Source organism: Photobacterium alginatilyticum (genome assembly GCF_009910675.1).
Lineage (GTDB): Bacteria > Pseudomonadota > Gammaproteobacteria > Enterobacterales > Vibrionaceae > Photobacterium > Photobacterium alginatilyticum.
The window spans coordinates 1-25,147 of record NZ_RSEJ01000014.1; the positions used below are offsets into that span (position 1 = coordinate 1).

Below are 25,147 nucleotides of genomic sequence, written 5' to 3' on the forward strand. Positions count from 1 at the left end.
ATATCATCTGAATACTTGTACGCTGGAGGGGATCAATAACAAGATAAAACTCATCAAGCGTATGGGATACGGATATCGAGATACGGAATACTTCTTCCTAAAGATAAAAGCAGCTTTCCCCGGAAAGCCGCGATGAACCTTATTTTAGCGGTACCATCAACAGGTCGACCGGGGTGTGGTTGATCAGTTGCTTGGCAGAAGACAGTATCTTGCTCCAGAAATCCTGATGGTGGCCGCACACGACCAGTTCCACGTCGATGTCATTGATGGCGTGGCAAATTTCGTCGCTCAGATCACCGCTGCCGACCAGGGTATGGGATACCGGATAGTTGGCCTTGGCAGCCAGGGAGTGAAGCTGCTTTTGGGCGTCATCGGCCATACGGTGCTGGGCTTCGGACAGGTTGATATCGATGAGCCCGGTATAGAGCTCGGCATAGTTCACATCAATGTGGATAAGGGATAGTTTGGCATCAAGTGACTTGGCTAACTGGGCTGCCTTGCTTATCAGTGTGTAGCTGTCATCAGAGAGGTCGATTGCGACCAGAATATGTTTATACGCCATACAGTGAACTCCTTATCATATGTTTTTTTCCATGCTAGCACTGAGTATAACGGAAAAATATCGGCCAGATCCCATCCTGGCAGGCCTGGACACACGGTGGATACGATAAATGGATTCCTTTGAGTTGCATTCTCAATTATGCATTGTGACAATGGGTTATCGGCGATTTCAAACCGATCGGTGAGATTGGTATACACTAGAATAGATAGGAGTAGTGCGATGTTAGCTCACGCTATGGTTGAAAAACTTAACGAGCAAATCAACTTGGAGTTCTTTTCCTCTAACCTTTACCTGCAGATGAGTGCCTGGTGTGAGGACAAGGGCTTTGAAGGTGCGGCTGAGTTTCTGCGCGCCCATGCTGTTGAAGAAATGGAACATATGCAGCGTCTATTCACTTACGTGAGTGAAACGGGTGCCATGCCAATCCTGGGTGCGATTGAAGCACCGAAGCACGAGTTCGCATCGTTGGGAGACGTATTCCGCGAAACTTATGAGCACGAGCAGCTAATCACTGACAAAATTAACAAACTGGCTCATGTCGCGTTTACGACCCAGGACTACTCAACCTTTAACTTCTTGCAGTGGTATGTTGCAGAACAACACGAAGAAGAGAAATTGTTTAAAGGTATTCTGGATAAGATTGAGCTGGTGGGTGAAGACGGTAAGGCATTGTTCTTCATCGATAAAGATCTTGCCGCGATGGCAAAAGCTGAGTCTACATCGGTAATGGATACTCAGGCTGGCTAACAATGGCCGAGGGCGTGCCTGACACGCCCTTGAATCGCCCGGCCAGCATCTGAGAAAGTTGTTCGGGGGTTATTATGATCATTAGTGGTGATGCACTTTTATTCGCTCTCTTTTTGGTCGCAGTCGTTAATGTGTCTCGCTATATCAGTACGTTACGTACTTTGTTGGCGGTGATGCGCGAGTGTGATCCTCTTCTCTACCAACAGGTAGACGGCCGGGGATTTTTCTCCTCCCAGGGCAACGTCACCAAACAAATTCGCCTGTTTCACTATATTCGCAGCCAGCAATATCAGAATCATCATGATCCGGTATTCATGGAAAAATGCGTCAAAGTCCGCAAGCTTTTTATTCTGGCAAGTACCTATCTGATGGTATTTTTTATTGCCATTTTTGTGGTGGCCTATCTGGGGATCTAGCCGCCGCGTCAACACGCGATACCACTCTGCGGTCCTTGTGACGCGGAGCGTGGTGAACTGTACGACATAGATTCAATTTGGTATTCGGTACCGGGGTAGGTAGAATAGCACCGGTTTTGAGGGATGCAGGCTGCTTGGCTCTGGCATCCCTTTTTCATTGCTTTGCAGAAACCGCAAAGCACAATAACAGGTGAGTGAAGAGCGGTACTGACATGGCAGACAAGTTTGGTGTGGTGGTGATAGGGGCAGGCGCTGCAGGACTGATGTGCGCGGCAGAGGCCGGAAAACGCGGTCGCTCGGTGCTGGTGGTGGATCATGGCAAAAAGCCGGGACGAAAAGTCCTGATCTCCGGCGGCGGTCGCTGCAACTTTACCAATTATGATGTTGCAGCCAACAACTATGTCTGCCGCAATCCTCACTTCGTTAAGTCGGCACTGTCGCAATATACCCAGTGGGACTTTATCGCTATGGTGGCCAAGCATGAGATTGCCTATGAAGAGCGCGATCACGGCCAGCTGTTCTGCGAAGATTCCGCCAAGGATATCGTCAATATGCTGCTGGCTGAGTGCGACCAGCCGACAATTGAACAGCGTTACCGTTGCGATGTCCACGATATTGCCAAAACAGAAGCGGGTTTCAGCCTCAAGCTAAATACGGCATCGGTAGAGTGTGAGTCGCTGGTGATTGCTACCGGCGGCCTGTCGATGCCGAAATTAGGGGCGACGCCGTTTGGCTACCAGGTGGCCGAGCAGTTTGGTCTTAACATGGTGCCGACAACGGCCGGGCTGGTGCCGTTCACTTTGCATAAGGAAGAGAAGGAAGCCTTTGCAGAGCTGTCGGGAATTGCGATCCCGGCGGTGGTCGAGGCCGAAGACGGTACCACTTTCAAAGAAAACCTGCTGTTTACCCACCGCGGCTTGTCTGGCCCGGTGATCCTGCAAATCTCCTCATACTGGACACCAGGTCAAAAGGTGACGGTTGATCTGTTACCGGATCTGGAACTGGCTGACACTCTGGCGACCATGCGCGAGAAGCACCCGAACCAGAGCCTGAAGAATTCACTGTCCCGCCTGTTGCCAAAGCGCCTGATTGAGGTGCTGATTGAGCGCGGGGATATTCAGGATAAGCCGCTCAAGCAGTTCAACCCGAAAGAAATCGCCGCGATGGCAGCCTACTTCCATCAGTGGCAGATTGCCCCGAACGGCACCGAAGGCTACCGTACTGCCGAAGTGACGCTCGGCGGGGTTGATACCGACGAGCTGTCGTCAAAGACCATGGAGGCCAAGCAGGTTTCCGGGCTGTACTTTGTCGGCGAGGTGATGGACGTTAGCGGCTGGCTCGGTGGTTATAACTTCCAGTGGGCCTGGAGCTCGGGTTTTGTAGCCGGGCAGCATGCCTGATTAAGCAATGTTATTCGACTTATCAACGGCGCATTCGCGCCGTTTATTATATCTACCCTGTCAATAAGACAGTCCACTCGGGCTGGGCAAACAAGTAACCGGTTACCCGGGTTTTACCTTTCCCTAACAGCCAAGAAATGTCGGTGAAATTTTAGAAAAATTCAGCGAAAAAGACCTAGTCAGCGCAGAGAAAAAACCTATAATCCGCGAGCTTTTTTACCTGCACTAAATATCGGAGTTGATCGGAAATGAAAAAGACAGCATTTAAGGTTGTGGCGATGGCTGTACTGGCGACGTCGCTGACAGGGTGTATTGGTCAGATGGGCACATCCCAGTTGGTTACCAAGGCTAACCTGAGTGCCGTGGATAACCGTTATGGCCGTGCCGGGCTGTTTGTTCTGATGAGCCCGGTTTATGGCCTGGCGGCAACCGCCGACCTGTTTATCTTCAATACCATCGAGTTCTGGACCGGCAAAAACCCAATTACCGGCAAGTCGCCGGCGGTTGCGGATCAGCCTGTTGATGCAATCTTCAAGGTGAACGGCAATCTGGATAAGTCGATGACCTCGGCGCCGTTGGCGAGTGTTCAGAGCAGCAATATCGAAGCGGCGAGTTTCCGCCAGCTGGATGACAAAACACTGGAAATGAACGTGGCCTACAGTAACGGTGAGCGTGCTGTACTGCGCGGCGAGAAAGCCGGTGACGCGGTGAACTTTTATCTGGATGGCAAATTCGTCACAGCGGTAAGCATTGACGAGCTGAGCCAGTATGCCCGTATTCAGGCATAGGATTCGGGTATACGCCTAGGTAGGCTGGTATTGCCAGCTGGATAGGGTGAATCATAGAACGGGATCTGGGATCCCGTTTTTTGTTTTTGCTGCGTTAAATGGGCTTACGGCGCAATCGGTGCCAGTCCCTGCCATAAAATTTGAAAAGCACCCTCCTGATAGTCGGACTGGCTGGCGAAGTCCGGGCGTTCGGCAAACAGGTTTGCGGTTGCCAGAAAGTGGCTGTGACAGAAATTGAGCACCAGCTCCAGCGGCAGTGGTGCCAGTTGCTGCCTGGCTTGTGCCTGCTGAATATGCCCAATTAAAAAGCCCATTGATACGGCCATGAGCTCCTGATGCAGACTGATCTCAAACGCCGGGTCATGGGCGATTTGCTGCATGAATTGCAGTTTGTCGGGGTTGTCCTGTGCCCATTGCAGGGCTTGTTGCCAGAAATGCCGGACCTGCGCCTGAATATCATCGTGGTGGTGCTGAGGCTGCATAGCCTGGCCGAGTTCGGTCTTGATATTACTGTAGAGGGTAATGATCAGGGCCTGTTTGCTGGCAAAGTGGTGAAACAGGGTACCGGTGGCTACATTGGCCTGCTTGGCAATGCTGGCGGTCGAGGTTGCCTGAATGCCGTTGCGGACAAATAGGCTCAGGGCGGCATCGAGAATGTTCTGCTGTTTGGTTTTGGTCATACTGGGTTTACTTTAGGTTTAGCGATTCGCTAATTATTGTTTGTCACTGTATCAAGGATAGACCCGACCACCCGAGGCAGGTGGCCGGAAGGTAGGGGGTTAGCGCAGGAAGAAGGCCAGCATCAACTTCTGAATCCAGCCGCCATAGGGGGGCGTGGCGAGCTTGGTGGTGGTGAACTTGCCGCGGCTAAGTACCGTCTTGGCCTTGGAGAAGGTCAGGAACCCTTCCTTGCCGTGGTAATGCCCCATGCCTGACGGACCGATACCGCCGAATGGAGCATCATCTGCGCCGACGTGCAGCACCGAGTCATTGATGCACATACCGCCGGAGTGGGTGGTGGTTTTGACCTCGTTTTGCAGCTCAGCATCGAAACTCATCAGGTACAGGGCCAGCGGGCGAGGGCGCTGGCGAATATAGTCCAGTGCCTGGCTGACTTTCTGGTATGGGATCACCGGCAGCAGGGGACCAAAGATCTCTTCCTGCATCAGGGTCATGGTGTCTGTGGTGTTGAGCAGCAAGTGGGTGATCATCCGGTGCTGCTGATCATCTCGGGCTTGGCTGTGACAGGGGATCACCTTGGCTCCCTGCTCCTTGGCCTCGTCCAGCCACTGGCTGAGCCGCTCATACTGGCGTGCGTTGACCACCGAGGTGAAGTCCTGGCTGGCTACGCCCTGCGGGTACATTTTGCCAAACTGCTTCTGGTACTCGGTGACAAAGTCATCGACTTTTTCCTCGGGAACCAGCACATAGTCCGGCGCGACGCAGATCTGCCCGGCATTCAGGCTCTTGCCATAAATCATTCGCTCAACAGCCAGTTCCAAAGGCATATCCGGGGCGATCAGGGCGGGCGTCTTGCCGCCCAGCTCCAGGGTTACCGGGGTCAGGTTATCGGCTGCAGCGTGCATAACATGGCGTCCGACCGTGGTGGAGCCGGTAAAGAGCAGGTGATCAAATGGCAGGGCGGTAAAGGCAGCAGCGGTGTCGGCCTCGCCTTCGAAGACGGCGACTTCATCGTGGTTGAAGGTGTCCGACAGCAGGTCTCGCAAGACCTTGTTGGTATTCGGGGTGAACTCGCTCAGCTTGAGCATGGCCCGGTTGCCGGCAGCCAACGCGGTGATCAGCGGGCCGAGGCTCAACATCACCGGAAAGTTCCACGGTACGACAATCCCAACCACACCCAGAGGCTGATAGATGACCTCGACCTTGGCCGGGGCCAGCATCAGGCCGCTATGGCGGCGGGAGGGCTTCATCCATCTCTTCAGGTGCTTGATTGTGTAGTTGATATTGGTCACGCACGGCAGGATATCGGCCATCAGGCTATCGTGGGTACTGCGTTGGCCGTAGTCCTGGCTGAGCGCTTCGCACAGTGGCGTTTTTGCGCTGAGCAGAGCACGTTTCAAGGCGTTAAGTTTATCGAGGCGATGCTGGAGAGACGGCATGGGATCGGCCAGGAATTTGTCTCGCTGAGACTGTAAGGTCTTTTCCATTACGGCACTATCTATGTGATGTGTCTTGATCTCTTCAATTGCTGTCATTGCCTCTCTCCCTCTTTTGTCCTGCCGGACGATCGATAATTATTTCAACAAAACCGACTAGTCAGTCGGTTTTAGTATAGCCGAAGAATCTGAACCGGGCGTAACCGGGAATGCCAATGGTTCGATTGGCGCTGAGGACGAGCTTGGGAGCCAACTCTAGGTGTGTTTGGCATGGCCGCTTTTATCGGCATGAAAGGTATCGATAAAAGCTTGAAAATACTCGTTTAACTGTGTTGCCTGATCCACTTCGCCAAGAAGTTCTAGCAACGCGATACCGGCTTCACAGGTACAGAGGTTACCGGTCTGTTGGTTACGGCGAAGCTGGTAGGCGGAGGCCGATGACGGGCTCAGGCTAAGGCGTGGCAGCTGGGCCAGCCAGGGACTTTTTCGAACCATTTTTCTTGCTTCCTGCCAGGTGGCATCGAGCAGGATGAACAAGGGTTGCTTGCCCGCCTCGCGTTGGTATTTTGCGGCAGGATGCTCCTCGTCACTGGGAAACAGCAACCACGGTTGGTTGCCGGGTGCCCGGAGCTCATCAAGCAGTGCGGCGGGCGGGTTAACCCTGTCCCAGGTGTAGCGCTGACTGTCAGGCAGGGTACGGAGCATAAGCTCGCCGGTATTGGTATCCTTGCCAAGCTCCTTGGGGTGGGTCAGCAGTATAAAGCGGGCCTTGCTGTTTAATCGGGGCTCGGCATGGCAGATACAGTTGTGCTGAAAGCCGCAGCGGGAACAGGACATAGAGAGTACTCGTGGTTGTTATCGGCTGGCGGGAGTGTGACATATCCCTACCAGCCAAAACAACCATGCCAAACAACTATGCCAAATAACTATGATAGCTAGCTTCGCGCCTGGTGATCCGGCTATTGCCTTTCCAGACTGAGCCCGCCACCGCCGAGGCTAAAAGTCTGGCCGTTGACGGTCTCTTCCTTGACGGTGATCCGGTTGTCATCGAAGGTAAATACCCGTTCGCTGATCAGACGTCGTCCCTGATGCTGGGTCATGACAACCTGTACGGTATTGTCACTGGCCTGTTGCCAGAATCCGGCCTCGTTGAGGCTGGGCTCGCCAGACGGGTAATCATAGCGGGTGGTCGCCGAATGGTCCGGGTTAAGGGTAACGGTGGTGGTCAGCACCGGGGTATTGTCGATATAGGATGTTCCCTGGTAGCGACCGGACCAGCTCTGGGTAATATCTGTCGCTCCCAGCGTTGCGCAGCCTTTGTAGTGGTTGCCTTGCCAGTTTAGCGTGGCCTGCCAGCCAAACAGCGCGTCGCTCATGGTGTCGTTGCACTGGCCCTTGGTCAGGGTCAACGAGAACCCCTGGCCCTGATAATGCTGCCTGCCGGCAACAATCTCTTTGTCGCTAATTGTTTGCTGCTGGCGTTGCTGGCCGGGGCGGATCAGATTGGCTTTGTCACCGTCCAGCTCGACTACCCAGCCCGGCTCGTTGCCGAAGGCTCGTGTCGCATGCGGGGGCCGCTGGCAACCGCCGAGCATTTCGGCCGAGAGCAGGTTAATTTGCTTGACCTGAAAGCGGCCGTCATAGGCGGCCGCGAATCCCTCTTCGGGCGCTGGCTCGAGATAGCCGATAAACTCCCCGTACATCGGCTCGTAGCCAGGACGGGTGATTTGGGCAATCGCCTGATGATAGGCTATCGGGGTATTGAGCCAGTATTGCTGGCTGCTGCCGCAGGGCTGGATGCTGTTGGACTCATGGCCAAGGACGACATTGCCTCTTAGCATAAAGGCCTGCACCTTTCCTTGCTCGGTGGTGGCTGTCGGGGGGCTGCCATCAGGCGTGATCTCGACCGGCCCGGTGGTTGATGAGGGCGATGAGGTGGTGCAGCCAGCGAGTGTTGCCAAGAGTGCTGCCGCAGGTAAAGCCTGTCTCAAGTGTGTCATTCGATTCCCTCGGTATGTTAGGCTGAGCCGTCGTAAAGTCATTATACCGCTCGCTGGGGCATCTGTTTTGTCCATACAGAACTTGGGTGATAGCGCAGCACAATAACTATAACGAGAACGATTATGGCCAATTGGTTATTTAAAACAGAGCCGGATACATTTTCGATAGACACCCTGAAACAGCAAAAAGTTTCCTGCTGGGAGGGTGTTCGTAACTATCAGGCCCGAAATATGATGCGGGACGAGATCAAAACCGGCGATCAGGTGTTTATTTACCACTCATCCTGCAAGGATGTCGGGGTGGTCGGTATTGCGACCGTAGTGAAGGAAGCCTACCCGGATCATTTCCAGTTTGATCCGGAGGGGCCGTATTACGATCCCAAGTCCGATCCCGATAATCCGCGCTGGGTGATGGTTGATATTGAGTATCAGCGCCACCTGCGTCTGGTGTCGCTCAAACGGATGAAAGCCAATCCGCTGCTGGCCGGGATGCCGCTGGTCAAGCGCGGCAATCGCCTGAGTATTATGCCAGTGACCGATGCGCAGTGGCAGGAAATCCTGCAGATGACGGGGCAGTTTTAAAGCGGGTGGTGATAGTAAGGCCGTGATAACAACAGGCTGCCAGGCAGCCTGTCGGATATACGTTTGGGTTACAACAGGTTGTCGGCCAGGTAGTGGGCTACGGCCTCTTCGCTGCAAGGACCGATAATTTCATGGTTCGGAAGAGCCTGCTTGACCCTGTCGTGCGCCGTTTCCATGATCACTCCCTTGCCAGCCATGCTGAGCATTTCGACATCATTCATGCCGTCACCAAAGGCGAGGCAGTCTTTTAGCTCGTAGCCTTTCTCTTTTGCTACCGCTTCAAGCGCATGTCCCTTCGAGACATTGGCATCCATCACTTCCAGGCACCAAGGTGTCGAAAAGACGATATTGGTCTGCTGGCCGAAAGCGGCGTTGAAGCGTTCCTCCCACTCGACCATTTTCTCGTGATCCTGGTCGTCGCGGATAAAGAAGACTTTGGCGATGCCTTCTAATGGCGGATTGTCGACATCAAATAGTTGATACTGGAATGTCTCGTGAAAATCTTTCAGGTATTCGCAGTCGGTATTGAGCAGCCAGTCATCGTTGCGGTAGATATGGATTTTCAGCTCGGGATCCTGCTTCGCCATGGCAACAATATCGCGGACCACACTTGGTTCCAGATCCTGCTTGTAAATGACTTCTCCCTTGGCGTTATGAACCCGGGCACCATTAGAGGTGATCATATATGCCGGGATACCCAGTTGTTCGCGCATATCGGCGACATCGATATGGTGGCGGCCTGTGGCAAAGATGAAGGCTTTATCCTGATGATGAAGCTGGTTAATAACATCTTTGGTAAAAGGGGCAATTTTGTGCTCGGGGGTGAGTAAGGTACCGTCTAGATCTGAAGCAACTATCTTATACATGGAAACTCTCGGAACAATGAATAGGACTCTCACCACCCCTGGGGATAGGGAGTAATAAGATTCATATTAAACCAGATCGCCTGCGAAAAAAGGGGTTAATTTATCCTACAATCTCTTCCGCCTTCCAAAAATGGTTGATAATTGCCGCAAGAACAGGGTGGCGGTATTTGTCGACCTCGAACAGGAGTTCGTGGCGCGCTCCTTCGATAACGGTTAGCTGGCAGGAGCGGTTGGCTTGCTGCATCGCCTGGCAAAATAGGTTGTGCGCCTGGTTATCGACAATGTTGTCGTCACTTCCCTGCAGCAGCAGGATTGGGGTGGTGATGTTGGGAGCCTGCTCGATGCACTGCTTGGCCGCTGCGATCCCCTGCCAAACCCAGCGGGCACTCGGGCCGCCGATTTTGAGCTCGGGCTTTTGTTCATACAGATCGCGGAACCACTGATAGCGGATCTGGCTTTGGCAAAGCGGGTTGTCGGCAAATGGCTTGGGATAATACGGCACCTGGCCGGGCGCGTAGTCCGGCTGCCGCTGGAGCTGTTCGACGACACGGGCCAGTGGCGAGGCAATGGGTTTCATCCAGTTGTTGATATTGATCCCGTGCATCGGGGCGCTGAGTACAGCACGGTCTATCAGGGAAGGGTGCTTGGCCATGAATAGGCTGCCGATGGTGCCGCCCATTGAGTGGGCCAGCATAAAGTGTTGCTGGTAGCCTTTGGGAGCAATAACAGTATCAAAGAAGGTCTTGAGATCGCTGACGTAGTGGTCAAATTCCTCGATATGGCCCAGTTCGGTGTCTTCGGCCAAACGGTCTGAGACGCCCTGACCGCGATGATCCAGGGCAAAAACATCATAGCCTTGTTGCACCAGATCATAAAAAAGCTCCTGGTATTTCCAGTAGCTTTCGATCCGGCCGTTGACCACGATAATAGCCTTGTCATGGTTGTATCCGGTAAGGCTGACCCAGCCGACGTTAAGCTGATCAACGCCCTGAAACATGCCCTCTAGGCGGTGTTGCCAGAGCTCGGCAACGGGACCTGCCATGGTATCGCTAAACTGAGATTCCTGTGAAAAATTAAAGTAGTGCGGTGGTTGAACAGTCATGGCTTTTCTCAGCGTAATGAAATAGAAAATAGGGTGTTGCGTGTGGTCAGTCGCTAGGGCTTATGGCAAATCTAAGTTCAGTATAACGTAAAGTGGTCGCCTTCTTTAAGCGAGTGTGAGTTGCTTTAGTGATTGAACTACTGTTAACTTGTAGCCGTTTTATGCATTAGAGAAGAATAATGCCTGATTAGCTGGGCAATTATTTTGCATAATAGGCGTTTCACAGGGTAGGGAGAGCAAGAGTGAGTATCGAAGTTTGGTTGGCTTATCTGGCGACGGCGATAGTATTTAGTTTGGCCCCGGGCTCAGGTACGGTCAACTCAATCAGCAACGGCATGGTCTACGGCTGGCGCAAGTCTCTGGCTTCAATCCTGGGGTTGCAGGTCGGCCTGGCGTTTCACCTCTTGCTGGTGGGCGTGGGGTTGGGCGCGATTGTGGCCAAGTCTGCGACGGCATTTACTCTGATCAAGTGGGTCGGGGTGGTTTATCTGGTCTGGCTCGGTATTCAGAAGTGGCGGGAGAAGGCATCGCTGAACGTCGAGGCGAATGATGTCCAGGTCTCGGCCAGGCAGTTGTTTCGTCAGGCTGTCATGGTGAATTTGACCAACCCCAAAACGATTGTTTTTCTGGTAGCCCTGTTTCCTCAGTTCCTGAATCCGGCTGAGCCGCAGATGCTGCAACTAACGGTGCTGGGGATCACAACCTTGGTGATTGATACTGTTGTAATGTTGTTTTATGTCACCCTGGCGTCAAAGCTCACAATGTATATTCGCTCAGCCAAAGTGATGGACGGATTAAATCGTCTGTTTGGTTCGATGTTTATTGGCTGCGGCGCCTTGCTCGCCTCGGCCAAAGCTTGACTATTCAGCCCACAGAACAGGGGCTGTTATAATTAGGTTAGATATTTTAATTATATTTCAAACCATTAAGGAACCACGCAGGCATCATGTATTCCTATGTCGCACGTCAGCCAATTTTTAACCGTCAGCAACGGACCGTCGGGTACGAGCTGCTGTTTCGCGACGGGGAGAGCAATGCATTTCCTGTTATCGAGGCGAACAAGGCGACGTGTCGGCTGCTGGTGGAAAATTACATGGCGGTTGGCGATAACCCGGCGACAGCCGGTCAGCGGACATTTATCAACTTTCCCTATGAGAGCCTGATCCGCCTGCTTCCTATGCTTCTGCCGAAGCGGAAAGTGATCATTGAGGTACTCGAGAGCTGTGCGCCGGATGAAGAGCTGTTTGTGGCGATTAAATACCTCTATCGCCAGGGCTATGTGATCGCCCTGGATGACTTCGAGATGTCGCCGCCGTGGCAGCGATTCTTGCCCTATGTGCACATCATCAAGCTGGACTTGATGAAAATCGGCATCGAGCAGGCGTGCGAGTTCGTCAATCAGCACCGTGACCGCAAGCTTAAGTTTCTGGCCGAAAAAGTGGAAACCCGCCAAGATTATGCCGCTGCCTATGAGGCCGGGTTTCAATTTTTCCAGGGTTATTACTTCAGCAAGCCGGAGATGCTCAAAAATCGCCAAGTCGAACCGGAAAAGCTGACTACTGTGCGCCTGCTGCAGGAGATCTGCCGTGAGCCGGTGGACTTTAACCGGGTCGAGAAGATCATCAGCAGCGATGTTTCGCTGTCCTACCTGCTATTGCGCTACGTTAATGCAGCGGCTCATCGCACCATTGAACCTATCAGCTCGTTTAAGCAGGCACTGGTTTATCTCGGTGAGGATAAAATTAAAATGTTCGTCAGTGCCGTGGCAACGGCACATGCGGCGATCGATAAGCCCAGAGAGCTGTACTCGTTGTCACTGCAACGGGCCAGAATGTGCGAGATGCTGGCGGCCAGCAGCCGACAGGCTGTTGAAAAGGACAAGGCATTTTTGACCGGGCTGTTTTCGCTGCTTGATGCCTTGCTGGATAACTCGCTGGAGCAACTGCTGACCCTGCTGCCGCTCGAGCCGGATGTGCGGGATGCCCTGCTAAACCGCCAGGGAGCGCTGGGCCGGATACTGGCCCTGCTTGATGCCTACGAGCAGGCTGACTGGGAGACGGTCGGTATTCATTGCCAGGCGCTGGGGATCAGAGAGGAACTGGTGGCTAAAACCTATCAGCATGCCCTGCAGTGGTCTTCCCAGTATCTAGATACTTCTCCCAACCCGGACTCAACAGCCTGATAATCGCTGATCGATAATTCTTTTTTGAAAAGTCGGTGGCATTGCTGATGTGCCTGATCGTGGTGTCGCTGCGTTAGTTAGTGGGTGCTAACTTCTAAGGCGAGCGTTTTTCGACGGCATATTGGCTTAGTACCTTGACGGCAGCTGTCAGGGCGGGGTTGAGAGTTTTGTTTGAGGGATAACACAGTCCAAGCCGACGGAACATTCGCGGCCCGTCCAGCGGAACGGTGACCAGCTGGTTGGCCGTTTCCAGCACCCCGGTCGGCAGAAAAGAGATCCCCAGCCCGGCCTGTACCAGGTGCATTACCTGGGTTTTGTGCTCGGCCTTGGCGACCAGGTTTACGGCGAGCCCGTCACAGGCCAGCAGGCCGATGGTCTGCTGGTGGGCTTCGCAAGGCGGACATTCGATGAAATCATGCTGGTGGAGCTGCTCCGGCGGTACCTTTTCCATGCTTGCCAGCGGGTGCTCGGGTGGCATGCACAATACATAGTCCTCATCCCACAGCGGCAGGAAGATTTCGTCTTCGGCCTTGAACATATCCAGGGTCAGGCGCGCATCGGCAGGGGCATCGTGATCGACCATTTCTAACAATAAGTTAGGGATCTGCTGCTTGAGCTGGGCCAGTACCCCGGCCAACTGCGATTGGCTTAGATCGGGAAAGTTGGCCAGCTTGAGTGGCAGGCATTCGGTGCGCTGCTGAAACAGCTGCGGCAGGCGGTTGATATCGCCCAGCAGCCGGATCGCCAGCGGGTAGAGGTAATGAGCCTCGTCGGTCAGATCGACCCCTTTCTTATGGCGGACAAACAGCGGGGTGTTGAGCTCGGCTTCCAGTTGCTTGATGGCGTTGGAGATAGAAGGTTGCGAGACAAAGCAGCGTTCGGCTGCAAGAGTGATGTTCTTCTCTTCGTAGACGGCAACAAAAAAGCGCAGCAGGCGTAAGTCCATAAGGGAAAACTCGTTGGGGATCAGATGGTCATGATACCAAACAGAATAGCGCAATCTATCCATAGCTAAAATTTATGATAAGCAGAAAAAAAGGATATTTTTCCTGAACAGCACAGCCCGATATAGTAGCGCCATCAACTGAATGCCGGCCGTTGATGACATCTCTACTATCTACTAGCAAAGGGTTTCATTATGTCTAAGTCTCTAATTGTGATCACAGGTGCAAGTTCAGGTATCGGCGAAGCAACGGCACGTAAGCTGTCTGCAGAAGGCCACCCTCTATTGTTACTGGCTCGTCGTATTGATCGGCTGGAAGCGTTGCAGCTGCCGAATGTATTGTGTCGTCAGGTGGATGTCACCGATGCCGACGCCTTCGCTGCAGCGATCAAAGAAGCCGAAGCGCAGTTCGGGCCGGTAGACTGCCTGATCAATAACGCAGGTGTGATGTTGCTTGGCCTGGCCCATGAGCAGGATCCCGCAGAGTGGAAAACTATGTTCGATGTGAATGTGATGGGGCTGCTTAACGGCATTCACGCTGTACTGGCCGATATGAAGGCGCGCCAGCACGGTACCGTGATCAATATCAGTTCGGTTGCCGGCCGCAAGACTTTTCCGAGCCACGCTGCCTACTGCGGCACCAAGTTTGCAGTTCATGCCATCACAGAGAATATCCGTGAAGAAGTGGCCGACGACAACGTACGTTTTATTACAATTGCGCCGGGGGCGGTAGAAACGGAGCTGCTAAGCCACACAACCAATGATGAGATCAAGGCGGGTTATGAAGAGTGGAAAGACGGCATGGGCGGGGTGATTGCACCGCAGGATATTGCCAATGCCATCAGCTTTGCCTACCAGCAGCCGCAGAACTTGTGTATTCGCGAGATCGTTCTGGCTGCAACCCGTCAGCAGCCATAATGTCAGCATTCTGTGAGTAATTGATGAAAGCCGGAGTCAGTTCAGGTACTTACTCCGGCTGACTGCTATATTAGACAGTATTGGCAAGCCATGAGGCTGACTGTCGATACCGGATGAGAAGCAGGCTTAATACTTACAGGAGACCAACGGGTGAGGCAGAAGGTTGTCTTTTTTGATTTACTTCGCTGTATCGCGGCGATAGCCGTTGTCGTTATCCATGTTCTCGGCCCCTACCGTGATCAGCTGGGTGTGATCTCCGACAGCGCCTGGATCACTGCGACAAGCTTCAATAGCTTTAGCCGCTGGGCTGTCCCGGTCTTTATCATGATCAGCGGTGCGCTAATGCTGAGTGACACCCGAGAGTTTGATGCGAAATATTATGTCAAACGGCGTCTTGGCAAGGTGTTGGTCCCTTTCTTGGTATGGTCTGTTTTTTATGCGTTGCTGGCGGGCCTGACCGCTGCTGGCTATGATGGTGCTACCGCGCTGGAGACACTCAAAGCCCTGCCCGAACATGAAACCTACTATCACCTTGGCTTCTTTTACTATTTTATTCCGCTGTATTTTGTGGTGCCGTTCCTTCAATACTATGTTCGGCAAACCGACCGCACCGGTACCATTGCGCTTACTTCTGTCTGGCTGGTACTGACCACGCTGTTCCTGTTCAGGGTTGATGGCTTCTGGAGCCATCAGCTGATTTTATATAGCGGGTACTTACTTCTTGGTTATTGCCTGTTCCAGCTTCAGTGGCCGGCATTGAAATGGTTGGTTGTTGCGGGGGGAGCGGGACTGCTGCTGACCGATTATATGGTGGTGAGTAACAGCTTTTCGGCCGGGGAATATACCGTTGGCCGCTGGATGTCCTACAAAACACTCAACACCGCCTGTATCGCGGCGATGATTTTTGCCTTGTGTCGTCATTATGGCGAAAGGTTGAGCCAGGCCTGGCTCGGGCGCATCGCTTTCATGAGCCGTTATAGCCTTGGCATCTATCTGCTGCATCCGATATTTCTCTGGCCGGTGCGTGAGTTCGATCTGTATTTTGCCCATCCGTTGATCATGATCCCGTTCTGGACCCTGATTTGTACCGGATTGGCACTGACGGCCAGCTGGATGCTGGCAAAGAGCGCCAAGACAGCCTGGCTGGTGCCCTAGAGCCTCCTGTCAGTTGGGGACCAGGATTAGTCTCGGGCCAGGGCGAAGTGTATAAACGAAAGCCCTTTATAGGTCATGATGCCGCGATCGCCCGGGTTGAGGGCATGGTAGTAATGTATGCCGACCATGAATTCGCGTTTGGGGCCGCCTTTGGTCGGCTGAACATAAATCCAGTACTCTTCGTTGTCGTCACCGGGCTGGGCACCGATGACCGGTACGCTTTGCTTGGCGAGGATCTCGACTTCAATTTTCTTTTCGGGGGCGTTTTCGCCTTGCACGTGGCGGCGATAGAAGCGGATGAAATAAACAAATGAAATCACGAACAGGATGGCAACAGCCAGCACAATCCCTATTGGCATCAATGTACTCCTTGGTTAGCCGGACAATCCGGTCGAGAGTATTATCATTGAATGCCGTGTCCGGCAGTACATCCGAAGTGATAAATCGTGACTGCTACAAGGTTTTCTCTGTAGGGAAAGAAGCGGTTATTCCCTGAGGAAATACAATTAGTTCGTTATCGCTGTGTGGAAACCGGTGTAAATCAGTGTCAGCAGGCTTTGCAAGGACTTTAAGTCACGATAAGGTAAGTAGAAAGAGCAGAAAGGAGATCGGCGTATGGCCAATATTGAGTTAGTTGTTACGCGCTCAAGGCGGATTGAGCACTTACTGCGTGAGCATTATCATGCTGAAGGCAAGGGCCTGCATCAGCTTATTACCAGCTGTGAGGAGCGCCTGCCTCATGAAATTATCCCCAAACTCCGTTTTGTGGCATCGGTGCGGAATAAAACCGTACATGAAGAAGGTTATCAGCTGGATGACAAGCCGGGTTTTCTGGCTGCTTGCCGGGACTGCGAAGATGAACTGACACCCCGCAGCGGCCGCTTTGTCTGGACGGTGGCTGCCCTGGTCGTGTTGGGGTTTACCGCATTGGCTGTCTGGTTCTATTCAGAGCATTGGCACCGTATCAACCTTACTCCCTGACGCGAATAGTGAACACCACCAACGGTTAATTGCTTACCCCTTTCCGCTGTTTGCCCGATGTTGCGGGCTGAATCTTCCTGCCGTTACCTGCTAAGACGAAAAAAGGTGCCTATTGGCACCTTTTTTTGAATTTTGTATTTTGCTTAGTAGATAACAGGCAGCGTCATTAAACCGACAACCACTGCGATCATCATAAGCCCTTGTTTTTGAGATGTTGTGAACATAGGTAAGATCCTCGTGTTGCTGCTGATTATGTCTTGTTAAATACAATAGCATTGTTTTTGGCCTTTAGGCAAGCTCAACTGGCAAATTGTCAGGATAAGTTAAGTTTTAATGGCTTTTGATGGCGTTTATCAGCTAAATAAACTGTGTTTTTTGCGTGGGTTAAATAGTGTGCGCATTGTCTTGTTTTTGTTTTTTGTGTTTTTATATGTTTGTTTTTATTGGTTTTTATTTGAGTGTGGTGGCTATTGTTATGGCTGTTATTTGGGATTTTGGTTTTTGTTGATCATATCTGTCTCTGCTGGGTGGGGAGGTGTTTTTGTGTGTTCTGGCCTGAGCGTGAATCCCGGTTGAGTGCGGGAGGGGAAACGAAGATTAGATAATTATGCTGGTTATTCATCTGGTTAAGTGTTTTATGTCTAGTTTTGAATAAGATGGTAGTCTGGGCGTACAAATGCTAAATATTCTGTATTTTTCTGTCATATTTGAATTTAAAGTCATGATTATAATAGGTATTTTTGTGTTGTAGATGTTGGTAACGGTTGGTTGTTAGGGGTGGTTTGATTTGAGTTATTTGACTGAGAGTATTATTCATTATCTTGATGCAGGGCAACCGTTTGCTATTTCTGTTTTGCTATCCTGAGGCTTGTCTTTTAAGGGGTGAGACGCGACGCAAGAGAGCTTTGTGTGATTTACAAAGCTGAACGGTTTAGCGACTGATGTCTTAGTGTTTTTATAAGCGGGGTCTAGTTCTCGGGGATCCCTGCTAGACAATCCTGTTTGGGTTTCTAAACTGTCCCTGCTTATAACTATAATGATACTGGTGATGTTATGTGGGTTTGGTTAGCCATATCTTTATCTGCTTTATTACATGTTACAGCTGCGTACCATGGCCCTAAGTGGCAGTATTACTTTTTCAAGCCGTTTACCATGGTGCTGTTGCTGCTCCTGGCCTGGCAAACGGGGCTCGAGAGTGTGTACCACCAGGCGATCTTTATCGGGCTCGCTCTTTCGGTTATCGGTGATATTTTCCTGATGCTACCCAAAGACCGATTTATTCCCGGCCTGGTTAGCTTTCTTCTCGCCCATATTACCTATTCATTGGCTTTCTGGAGCCAGTTGGCTGGTAACATGGTGTGGTGGTTGCCGGCGATGTTGGTCGGTGGCGGCGTTATTGTCTTTTTGCTGTTGCTACCGTCATTGGGAAAGATGATCGTGCCGGTTGCCGTTTATATTGCGGTTATTGTTCAGATGACCTGGGCGGCGGGGGAGTTCTGGTTAACCGTGGGCTCAACCGCGGGGTTGCTGGCGTTTATTGGTGCTCTGGTCTTTATTGTCTCCGACACGGTCCTGGCCGTTGATCGTTTCCGGGGGCCTTTCAAGCCATCGACGATGGTTATTATGTCCAGTTACTATCTGGCGCAGTCCCTCTTTGTGGCGACACTGCTGGTCTAGGCGCCGTAACCCGGCATTATGAAAGAAAAACGTTGCTGGAAAGCTCTGTGTCAGTGACGTTGTCGGGGCCCGACAATTAATCATAAGGAGCATGTGATGGGCAGACCATGGATCAAGGTATATGATGCAGCCAATAACCTGGAGGCATATAGTCTCAAGGGCATGCTGGAGAGCGAACATATCGAGGTACAGCTCAGCGGTGAATGCCTGTCATCGGCGACGGGGGAGTTGCCGACAGACGTGCTGCAGGTTGGGCTCTGGGTAAGGGAGGAGCAGGTGCCGTTGGCAAGGCAGCAGCTGGCGCAATATGAGCACACTGCTGCCAGCAGCTGGAACTGCCCACACTGTGCCGAGCATAACGAAGGCCAGTTTGAAATTTGCTGGCAGTGCGGATGTGATAGACCCTAAACATATATTTTAAATGCTCTTAGTTGTCCTGAGTCAACTCCGCGCATTGTGCTTGTGGTTTAATACTGGCATATATCCCAATGGCTGCGAGAGATCCTATGACCCAGACCCATGCACACAATGTCTTAAATATGCTGCTGGACGCAGAGACCCCCTATACGGTTGAGTCACTAAAACAAGCCGTTATTGCCGAATACGGTGAAGAGGTGCGTTTTCATACTTGTAGTCAGCAGGATTTGACCTTTGATGCGCTGTTAACGTTTTTGCTTGATCGTCGCAAGGTGATTCAAGATGGCGATACTATCACGGCCAATCGTGAACGGATGTGTAGCCACTAAGCGCCTACCCAAAAAATAGATTGCGTTAAAGGTGGTAAATTTATCGCCACCTTTTTGTTCGTTTGTTATACTTTCCCGCTTCTAGTCAGCTTTCTGGCTGACACCGTTATTTTTCTTAATCTTCTTACGATTAATCTCTGTCTGAGGTCTGCTTTGTGGAAATAATCTCTGCAGCGGTCATGCTATTTTTGATCATGGATCCGCTCGGCAATTTGCCGGTAATGTTATCGATCCTGCGGCATATTGAGCCGAAAAGGCGACGAATCATTATGGTTCGTGAGCTGCTGATTGCCTTGGTTATTTTATTGGCATTTTTATTCGGTGGTCAGAGCCTGCTGAATTTCCTCCATGTCTCGGCGGAGACGGTCAGCATTTCAGGTGGCATTATCTTGTTCTTGATTGCAATCCGGATGATTTTCCCTCAGCCGGGTGGTGTGACGGGACTGGCTGCCGGTGAGGAACCGTTTATTGTACCTATGGCAATACCGATGATTGCCGGACCGTCGGTGCTGGCATCCTTGCTGCTGTTGTCTAACCAGGAACCGGGCAGAACCGGGGACTGGGTCCTGGCTGTTTTGTTGGCGTGGGGAGCTTCCTTTGTCATTCTGATGTTCTATGAAGTCTTTAACCGTCTTCTGGGTGAGAAGGGGCTTAAAGCTGTCGAGCGCCTGATGGGTTTGTTGCTGATCATGATGTCGACCCAGATGTTTTTGGACGGGATACGCAATTTCTTCCAGATCGGGGGATAACAGGCGCGTCACAGAAACGAACATCTTGAGGTAGGTTGGGTATATAGAAAAAGCGAGAGCAGGGGTGTTCTCGCTTTTTCGTTTCTGGCTCGGTACCGGTTTACATCATGTGCTTGCGGCGGATGTCGAGCAGGGAAAAGATGCCGAAAATCAGTATTGACCACTTCTCCCAGCGGCTCATCTTGATCTTGTCGCCGAAGGCGCCGATGAAAATCAGCATCTGCAGGCCGTGCATCATCAGCAGGAAGCCTGTCATAATGTACAGTGCCATGGCAGCCACACCCGGGAAGGGGTGGAAAATATTGACCAGCAGGACCAGCCAGACAAATCCGATGGCGGCTTTTGCCAACAAAATTAGCGTTTTCATGCTTCCTCTCTCTCATATAGCCGGTAGCTAACCTGTCCGGCGGTTTTTTCTCTGTGCAAATGCCAGTGGGGTGGGGTGTCGGGATCACCCAGCTCTTTTTCGGCTTCAATATAAATGATGGCACGGGGTGCCAGCCAGCCGTTGTTTTCCAGCAGGGCTATCACCTCCTGTAGCAAATTCTTACGAAATGGTGGATCGATAAAGACGATATCGTAGGGGGTTCCCGGCTTGCTGAGATAGGCCAGGCTGTCGGTATTGTGGATATGCGCATTGTCGGCACCCACGGTTTGGCGGTTTTTTTCCAGCTGCTCGGCAGCTTTTTTGTCCAGTTCGAGCATGGTCACACTTTGTGCCCCGCGCGACAGGGCCTCAAAGCTCAGGCTGCCGCTGCCGGTAAAGAGGTCCAGGCAGTTTGCCTCATAGAGATCTTGCGCTAACCAATTGAAAACTGTCTCTTTTACTCGATCTGTCGTGGGTCTGAGGCCTTCAACATCATGGACCGGAAGTTTTCGTCCGCGCCAGCGACCACTGATGATTCTTACGAACCCTTCCCGGCGGTTATTTGGCATATTTCGCCCTGATTGTTGCCTGCGTCTCGTCATAGATTTCTTCGACCGTTTAGAAAATGATAGTATACACCTGTTTTTAGGCTGCAAATTGTACCAATCAAGCTCTAGGATTTGCCAATGGCAGAAAAAAAGAAACGCGGATTATTTTCGTGGCTGGGTTTTGGTTCTGAAGAACAGACCGAGCAAGTTGAACAAAACAAAGACCACCAAGAGGTGGACACACAGGCTGAAGCGACTCAAAGCGAGGTAGCAGCGGCGGAAGAGGCCGAAGCTCAGGCGGCGGCGAAAGCGGCAGAAGAGGCTGAAGCCCAGGCTGCGGCGAAAGCAGCAGAAGAGGCCGAAGCCCAGGCTGCGGCGAAAGCGGCAGAAGAGGCTGAAGCCCAGGCAGCGGCGAAAGCGGCAGAAGAAGCTGAAGCTCAGGCAGCGGCGAAAGCGGCAGAAGAGGCCGAAGCTCAGGCAGCGGCGAAAGCGGCAGAAGCTCAGGCGGCGGCGAAAGCAGCAGAAGAAGCCGAAGTTCTGGCTACCGAGCAAACGGCGCAAGAAGCGGTTGTAGGTGAAACGACTGTTCACGAGCAGGAAAAACCGAAAAGTGAAGGCTTCTTCGCCCGCCTTATGCGCGGCCTCAAGAAGACCAAGACAAACTTCGGCACCGGCTTTGTAAGTTTGTTCCGTGGCAAGAAGATTGATGACGATCTGTTCGAGGAGCTGGAAGAGCAGCTGCTGGTGGCCGATGTCGGTATGGACACCACGCTGAAAATCATTGAAAACCTGACCGAAAAAGCAGATCGCAAAGATCTTAAAGACGGTGAGGCGCTCTATGGATTGCTCAAAGACGAGCTGGGTGAGATGCTGGAGAAAGTCGAGCAGCCACTGGTCGTCGATACCAGCAAGAAGCCGTATGTGATCCTGATGGTCGGGGTCAACGGGGTGGGCAAAACTACCACGATTGGCAAGCTGGCCAAGCAGTTTCAGGCTGAAGGCAAGTCTGTCATGCTGGCGGCCGGTGATACCTTCCGTGCAGCAGCAGTTGAACAGCTGCAGGTCTGGGGTGAGCGAAACAATGTGCCTGTTGTGGCCCAGCACACCGGAGCCGATAGCGCGTCGGTTATTTTTGATGCGATTGAGTCGGCCAGGGCCCGTAATGTTGATGTTGTGATTGCCGATACGGCAGGCCGTCTGCAGAACAAGGGCAACCTGATGGAAGAGCTGCGCAAGATTGTGCGCGTGATGAAGAAGGTTGATCCGCAGGCACCCCATGAAATTATGCTGACCGTCGATGCCGGGACTGGGCAGAATGCGATCAGCCAGGCCAAATTGTTCAGCGAGGTTGCCCCGGTATCGGGGATAACGATCACCAAGCTGGACGGTACGGCAAAAGGCGGGGTGATCTTTGCCGTGGCAGATCAGTTCAATATCCCAATTCGCTATATAGGTATCGGCGAAGGGATTGATGATCTGCGTCCGTTTGCTGCCAATGAGTTTATTGAAGCACTGTTTAGTGACGAGGAATAAGTCGTGATTCGGTTTCAGCAGGTAAGTAAGGCTTATCGTGGCGGGCGCCAGGCCCTGCAAAAAGTGGATTTCCATCTGCAACAGGCAGATATGGCGTTCTTGACCGGCCACTCCGGTGCCGGTAAGAGTACCCTGCTGAAACTGATCTGTGCGATTGAACGGCCGAGTGATGGCAAAATCTTTTTCAACGGTCATGAAATTACCCGGATTGATAATAAGCAGATCCCTTTTCTGCGCCGTAATATCGGGATTATTTTTCAGGACCACAAGCTGCTGATGGACCGCAGTGTCTATGACAACGTTGCGATGCCGTTGCGGATCGAGCTGGCATCGGAAAACGAGATCAAGCGGCGAGTTTCGGCCGCGCTGGACAAAGTGGGCCTGCTCGACAAGGCACGCTGCCTGCCGATGCAGCTGTCCGGCGGCGAGCAGCAACGGGTGGGCATTGCCCGAGCGGTGGTAAATAAGCCGCGGCTGTTGCTGGCCGACGAACCGACGGGCAACCTTGATGCTGCGCTGTCTCATCAGGTGATGCAGCTGTTTGAAGAGTTCAACCGGGTAGGGGTGTGTGTGTTGATGGCAACCCATGATACCTCCTTGCTCACAACCCATAACTATCGCCGCTTTGATCTTCAGCAGGGGCATTTGAGGGAGGTAGCACGACGTGGCGCGTAAGCAAACGGGTTTCTTTGCGGTGCACAAACAGCAGTGCAAGGGCGCATTGGTCGAGTTGATGCGACGTCCGCTTGGCAACATTCTGACCCTGGCAGTATTGGCCTTTGCGCTGACGTTGCCTGCCAGTTTTTATTTGCTAGCCAAAAATGTCACCCTGGTGGCACAGGCATGGCAAAACCCGACTCAGCTGACCCTGTATCTCGAGCAGGGCACCCCGGCGTCGGCTGCTGCCCAGTTCAGTGAGCAGTTGCAGGGCTGGCCGGAGGTTGATTCGGTAAATTATATTTCTCCCCAGCAGGGGCTGGAAGATTTTCGCGAGCATGCCGGTTTTGATCAGGCACTAACCCTGCTGGACGAGAACCCGCTGCCGTCGGTGGTTGTGGTTCGCCCGGTGACGTCATGGCAAAGCAATGACAAGGCGGTGGCGCTGGCAGCCAAGATCCGCAGTGAGCCGCAGGTCGATGAAGTGAGACTGGACAGTGACTGGCTGCAGCGGCTGGCAGCCATTAAAGATCTGGCAATTACCATGGCATTGCTGATGTCGGGACTGATGCTTTTTGCTGTTTTCCTGATTGTCGGCAATACATTGCGGCTGCAGGTGCAAAACCAGAAGGACGAAATTCAGGTGATGAAGCTGGTCGGTGCAACCGACAGTTTTATTCTTCGGCCTTATCTCTATACCGGGGCCTGGTACGGCCTGATAAGTGGGACCGTGGCTTGGGTATTGACGGCGATTGTTACTATACTGCTGGATGGCGCGGTGGCAAAACTGGCGGCGCTGTATGACAGCAGTTTCCGCCTGGTAGGATTACGTTGGGACGAAACCCTGATTTTGCTGATGATTGCCTCGTTCCTCGGCCTGCTTGCAGCACGTTTATCTGCCGGACGCCATTTGAAAGAAATTGAACCTATCTGACGTTTTTGAATCTATAAATGGTGTAAATTACGCGACCGACTTGCAAAGGTGGCTGTTTTCTGGGCATCATTACAGGTTCAGGTAATTTCCCATTGGTTTAAAAAACACACGAGGTTTGTTGAATGGCACAAGAGATGACTTCAATGGCTTTAGTTTCTGCCGATAGTCTGGATGGGTATATCCAGAGTGTTAACAGCTATCCGATGCTGTCGGCCGAGCAGGAACGCGAGTTAGCTGAGCGTCTGCATTATGATGGTGATATTAACTCGGCGAAAAAGCTGGTTATGTCCCACCTGCGCTTCGTTGTGCATGTTGCACGTGGCTATTCAGGCTACGGCCTACCAATGGCAGATCTGGTCCAGGAAGGTAATATCGGCTTGATGAAGGCGGTAAAGCGCTTTAATCCTGAAGTCGGGGTTCGCCTGGTGTCCTTTGCCGTCCACTGGATCAAGGCTGAAATTCATGAGTACGTGCTGCGTAACTGGCGTATCGTGAAAGTCGCGACCACCAAGGCCCAGCGTAAGTTGTTCTTTAACCTGCGTAAGTCCAAAAAGCGCCTCGGCTGGTTCAACAATGATGAAGTGCAGATGGTCGCCGAGCAGCTGGGTGTCGAGGCAAGCGAGGTCCGTGAGATGGAGTCGCGACTGGCGGCGCAGGATCCGACGTTCGAAATGCCGTCTGAAGATGATGATCGCGATAGCGGTTACACGGCACCGGTGTATTACCTCGAGGACAAGTCGTCCGATGTCGCTCTGAGCTATGAAGAGAACAACTGGGAAGCGCATGCAAATAACCGCTTGTCCCTTGCTTTGGGCAGTCTGGATGAGCGTAGCCAGCATATTGTCCGATCTCGCTGGTTAGATGAGCAGAAGACTACCTTGCAGGAGCTTGCTGATCATTATGGGGTTTCTGCAGAAAGGATCCGCCAGCTGGAGAAAAATGCGATGAAGAAACTGAAAGAAGCGGTCGGAGACGCGATCTAAAGATCCTCGCAAACTATCCACAAAGATGAATTTTTGAAAACCGGCCTGGGGCCGGTTTTTTTGTACCTGATTTCTGAGAGATACCTCACATTTGTGGGTAGAATTGTGTACTACAAGGTAAGTTATCCACAGCTTTCGATCGGATCCGATCTACATGTAGTGGATCTAAATGTCGGGAAACACATTATCAACGC

Annotated in this window: 30 protein-coding genes; 19 read left to right on the plus strand and 11 right to left on the minus strand. The window is 52.3% G+C overall.

The window, feature by feature from the left end:
- Positions 1-136, plus strand: a 136-nt coding sequence (locus EIZ48_RS13835) for a transposase (RefSeq protein WP_160648522.1), incomplete at its 5' end; no start/stop codon positions are given.
- A 3-nt stretch (positions 137-139) separates the two neighbouring features.
- Here the strand turns inward: EIZ48_RS13835 and EIZ48_RS13840 are convergent.
- Positions 140-562, minus strand: coding sequence for a universal stress protein (locus EIZ48_RS13840; protein ID WP_075763273.1), 423 nt, complete (start codon positions 560-562; stop codon positions 140-142).
- Positions 563-781: 219 nt separating this feature from the next.
- Here EIZ48_RS13840 and ftnA point away from each other — a divergent pair, with 219 nt between their 5' ends.
- From ftnA to EIZ48_RS13860, 4 genes are all read left to right on the plus strand, one after another.
- On the plus strand, positions 782-1,309 hold the full coding sequence (gene ftnA, locus EIZ48_RS13845; protein ID WP_160652402.1) for a non-heme ferritin: 528 nt from the start codon (positions 782-784) through the stop codon (positions 1,307-1,309).
- Between the two features lie 77 nt (positions 1,310-1,386).
- Positions 1,387-1,725 carry a universal stress protein UspB gene (gene uspB, locus EIZ48_RS13850; RefSeq protein WP_239409627.1) on the plus strand — a complete coding sequence of 113 codons (339 nt, stop codon included), beginning with the start codon at positions 1,387-1,389 and terminating at the stop codon, positions 1,723-1,725.
- A 212-nt stretch (positions 1,726-1,937) separates the two neighbouring features.
- A complete protein-coding gene (locus EIZ48_RS13855; RefSeq protein WP_160652405.1) occupies positions 1,938-3,125 on the plus strand; it encodes a BaiN/RdsA family NAD(P)/FAD-dependent oxidoreductase in 1,188 nt (395 codons plus the stop codon).
- A 248-nt stretch (positions 3,126-3,373) separates the two neighbouring features.
- On the plus strand, positions 3,374-3,913 hold the full coding sequence (locus EIZ48_RS13860; protein ID WP_160652408.1) for a DUF3332 domain-containing protein: 540 nt from the start codon (positions 3,374-3,376) through the stop codon (positions 3,911-3,913).
- 104 nt (positions 3,914-4,017) lie between these two features.
- Here the strand turns inward: EIZ48_RS13860 and EIZ48_RS13865 are convergent, their stop codons facing one another.
- The 4 genes from EIZ48_RS13865 to EIZ48_RS13880 form a co-directional block, all read right to left on the minus strand.
- Entirely contained in the window at positions 4,018-4,593 is a 576-nt protein-coding gene (locus EIZ48_RS13865) for a TetR/AcrR family transcriptional regulator (RefSeq protein ID WP_160652411.1), read from the minus strand.
- Positions 4,594-4,692: 99 nt separating this feature from the next.
- Positions 4,693-6,129: a coniferyl aldehyde dehydrogenase gene (locus EIZ48_RS13870; RefSeq protein WP_160652414.1), complete on the minus strand. Its 1,437-nt coding sequence runs from the start codon at positions 6,127-6,129 to the stop codon at positions 4,693-4,695.
- Positions 6,130-6,285: 156 nt separating this feature from the next.
- Positions 6,286-6,867: a tRNA-uridine aminocarboxypropyltransferase gene (locus EIZ48_RS13875; protein WP_160652417.1), complete on the minus strand. Its 582-nt coding sequence runs from the start codon at positions 6,865-6,867 to the stop codon at positions 6,286-6,288.
- Between the two features lie 122 nt (positions 6,868-6,989).
- Positions 6,990-8,030 carry a COG3650 family protein gene (locus tag EIZ48_RS13880; protein ID WP_160652420.1) on the minus strand — a complete coding sequence of 347 codons (1,041 nt, stop codon included), beginning with the start codon at positions 8,028-8,030 and terminating at the stop codon, positions 6,990-6,992.
- Positions 8,031-8,153: 123 nt separating this feature from the next.
- Here EIZ48_RS13880 and EIZ48_RS13885 point away from each other — a divergent pair, with 123 nt between their 5' ends.
- A complete protein-coding gene (locus EIZ48_RS13885) occupies positions 8,154-8,612 on the plus strand; it encodes an EVE domain-containing protein (protein WP_160652423.1) in 459 nt (152 codons plus the stop codon).
- Between the two features lie 68 nt (positions 8,613-8,680).
- Here EIZ48_RS13885 and EIZ48_RS13890 read toward each other — a convergent pair whose 3' ends face one another.
- Both EIZ48_RS13890 and EIZ48_RS13895 read right to left on the minus strand, forming a co-directional pair.
- Positions 8,681-9,478, minus strand: a complete 798-nt coding sequence (locus EIZ48_RS13890; protein WP_160652426.1) for a Cof-type HAD-IIB family hydrolase — start codon at positions 9,476-9,478, stop codon at positions 8,681-8,683.
- 100 nt (positions 9,479-9,578) lie between these two features.
- Entirely contained in the window at positions 9,579-10,580 is a 1,002-nt protein-coding gene (locus EIZ48_RS13895) for an alpha/beta fold hydrolase (protein ID WP_160652429.1), read from the minus strand.
- 242 nt (positions 10,581-10,822) lie between these two features.
- Here EIZ48_RS13895 and rhtB point away from each other — a divergent pair, with 242 nt between their 5' ends.
- Together rhtB and EIZ48_RS13905 are read left to right on the plus strand one after the other, a co-directional pair.
- Positions 10,823-11,440, plus strand: coding sequence for a homoserine/homoserine lactone efflux protein (gene rhtB, locus EIZ48_RS13900; protein WP_160652433.1), 618 nt, complete (start codon positions 10,823-10,825; stop codon positions 11,438-11,440).
- Between the two features lie 86 nt (positions 11,441-11,526).
- The gene (locus tag EIZ48_RS13905; protein ID WP_160652435.1) at positions 11,527-12,762 is read left to right on the plus strand and encodes an EAL and HDOD domain-containing protein; all 1,236 of its coding nucleotides are present in this window, start codon (positions 11,527-11,529) and stop codon (positions 12,760-12,762) included.
- Between the two features lie 94 nt (positions 12,763-12,856).
- Here EIZ48_RS13905 and EIZ48_RS13910 read toward each other — a convergent pair whose 3' ends face one another.
- A complete protein-coding gene (locus EIZ48_RS13910; protein WP_160652438.1) occupies positions 12,857-13,708 on the minus strand; it encodes a LysR family transcriptional regulator in 852 nt (283 codons plus the stop codon).
- Between the two features lie 192 nt (positions 13,709-13,900).
- Here EIZ48_RS13910 and EIZ48_RS13915 point away from each other — a divergent pair, with 192 nt between their 5' ends.
- Positions 13,901-14,623, plus strand: a complete 723-nt coding sequence (locus tag EIZ48_RS13915; protein WP_160652441.1) for an SDR family oxidoreductase — start codon at positions 13,901-13,903, stop codon at positions 14,621-14,623.
- Between the two features lie 150 nt (positions 14,624-14,773).
- Positions 14,774-15,778 (plus strand): acyltransferase family protein, encoded by a 1,005-nt coding sequence (locus EIZ48_RS13920; RefSeq protein WP_160652444.1) that lies wholly within the window; start codon positions 14,774-14,776, stop codon positions 15,776-15,778.
- Between the two features lie 26 nt (positions 15,779-15,804).
- Here EIZ48_RS13920 and EIZ48_RS13925 read toward each other — a convergent pair whose 3' ends face one another.
- Positions 15,805-16,137 (minus strand): DUF2500 domain-containing protein, encoded by a 333-nt coding sequence (locus EIZ48_RS13925; protein ID WP_160652447.1) that lies wholly within the window; start codon positions 16,135-16,137, stop codon positions 15,805-15,807.
- A 256-nt stretch (positions 16,138-16,393) separates the two neighbouring features.
- Between EIZ48_RS13925 and EIZ48_RS13930 the strand changes: the two genes are divergently transcribed.
- The 5 genes from EIZ48_RS13930 (at position 16,394) to EIZ48_RS13950 (ending at position 19,931) form a co-directional block, all read left to right on the plus strand.
- Positions 16,394-16,759, plus strand: a complete 366-nt coding sequence (locus EIZ48_RS13930) for a DUF4145 domain-containing protein (protein WP_075763256.1) — start codon at positions 16,394-16,396, stop codon at positions 16,757-16,759.
- Between the two features lie 1,053 nt (positions 16,760-17,812).
- Complete coding sequence (locus EIZ48_RS13935; protein ID WP_160652450.1) at positions 17,813-18,436, plus strand: lysoplasmalogenase; 624 nt, start codon at positions 17,813-17,815, stop codon at positions 18,434-18,436.
- A 96-nt stretch (positions 18,437-18,532) separates the two neighbouring features.
- Entirely contained in the window at positions 18,533-18,844 is a 312-nt protein-coding gene (locus EIZ48_RS13940; protein WP_160652453.1) for a putative signal transducing protein, read from the plus strand.
- 98 nt (positions 18,845-18,942) lie between these two features.
- Positions 18,943-19,182 (plus strand): YecH family metal-binding protein, encoded by a 240-nt coding sequence (locus EIZ48_RS13945; protein ID WP_075763253.1) that lies wholly within the window; start codon positions 18,943-18,945, stop codon positions 19,180-19,182.
- A 155-nt stretch (positions 19,183-19,337) separates the two neighbouring features.
- Positions 19,338-19,931 (plus strand): YhgN family NAAT transporter, encoded by a 594-nt coding sequence (locus EIZ48_RS13950; RefSeq protein ID WP_075763252.1) that lies wholly within the window; start codon positions 19,338-19,340, stop codon positions 19,929-19,931.
- Positions 19,932-20,031: 100 nt separating this feature from the next.
- Here EIZ48_RS13950 and EIZ48_RS13955 read toward each other — a convergent pair whose 3' ends face one another.
- Both EIZ48_RS13955 and rsmD read right to left on the minus strand, forming a co-directional pair.
- Positions 20,032-20,298 (minus strand): DUF1145 domain-containing protein, encoded by a 267-nt coding sequence (locus EIZ48_RS13955; RefSeq protein ID WP_075766257.1) that lies wholly within the window; start codon positions 20,296-20,298, stop codon positions 20,032-20,034.
- Complete coding sequence (rsmD, locus tag EIZ48_RS13960; protein WP_160652456.1) at positions 20,295-20,900, minus strand: 16S rRNA (guanine(966)-N(2))-methyltransferase RsmD; 606 nt, start codon at positions 20,898-20,900, stop codon at positions 20,295-20,297. The genes EIZ48_RS13955 and rsmD overlap by 4 nt, the downstream gene beginning before the upstream one ends.
- An 84-nt stretch (positions 20,901-20,984) precedes the next feature.
- On the opposite strand from rsmD, the gene ftsY reads away from it, so the two are divergent.
- The 4 genes from ftsY to rpoH all read left to right on the plus strand — a co-directional run bounded on the left by ftsY (position 20,985) and on the right by rpoH (position 24,953).
- Positions 20,985-22,379: a signal recognition particle-docking protein FtsY gene (gene ftsY, locus EIZ48_RS13965; RefSeq protein ID WP_160652459.1), complete on the plus strand. Its 1,395-nt coding sequence runs from the start codon at positions 20,985-20,987 to the stop codon at positions 22,377-22,379.
- A gap of 3 nt (positions 22,380-22,382) precedes the next feature.
- Positions 22,383-23,054: a cell division ATP-binding protein FtsE gene (ftsE, locus tag EIZ48_RS13970; protein ID WP_160652462.1), complete on the plus strand. Its 672-nt coding sequence runs from the start codon at positions 22,383-22,385 to the stop codon at positions 23,052-23,054.
- Positions 23,044-23,970, plus strand: a complete 927-nt coding sequence (gene ftsX, locus EIZ48_RS13975) for a permease-like cell division protein FtsX (protein ID WP_160652465.1) — start codon at positions 23,044-23,046, stop codon at positions 23,968-23,970. Before ftsE ends, ftsX begins: the two co-directional genes overlap by 11 nt.
- Positions 23,971-24,092: 122 nt before the next feature.
- Positions 24,093-24,953, plus strand: coding sequence for an RNA polymerase sigma factor RpoH (gene rpoH, locus EIZ48_RS13980; RefSeq protein WP_160652468.1), 861 nt, complete (start codon positions 24,093-24,095; stop codon positions 24,951-24,953).
- The last annotated feature ends 194 nt before the right edge of the window (positions 24,954-25,147 follow it).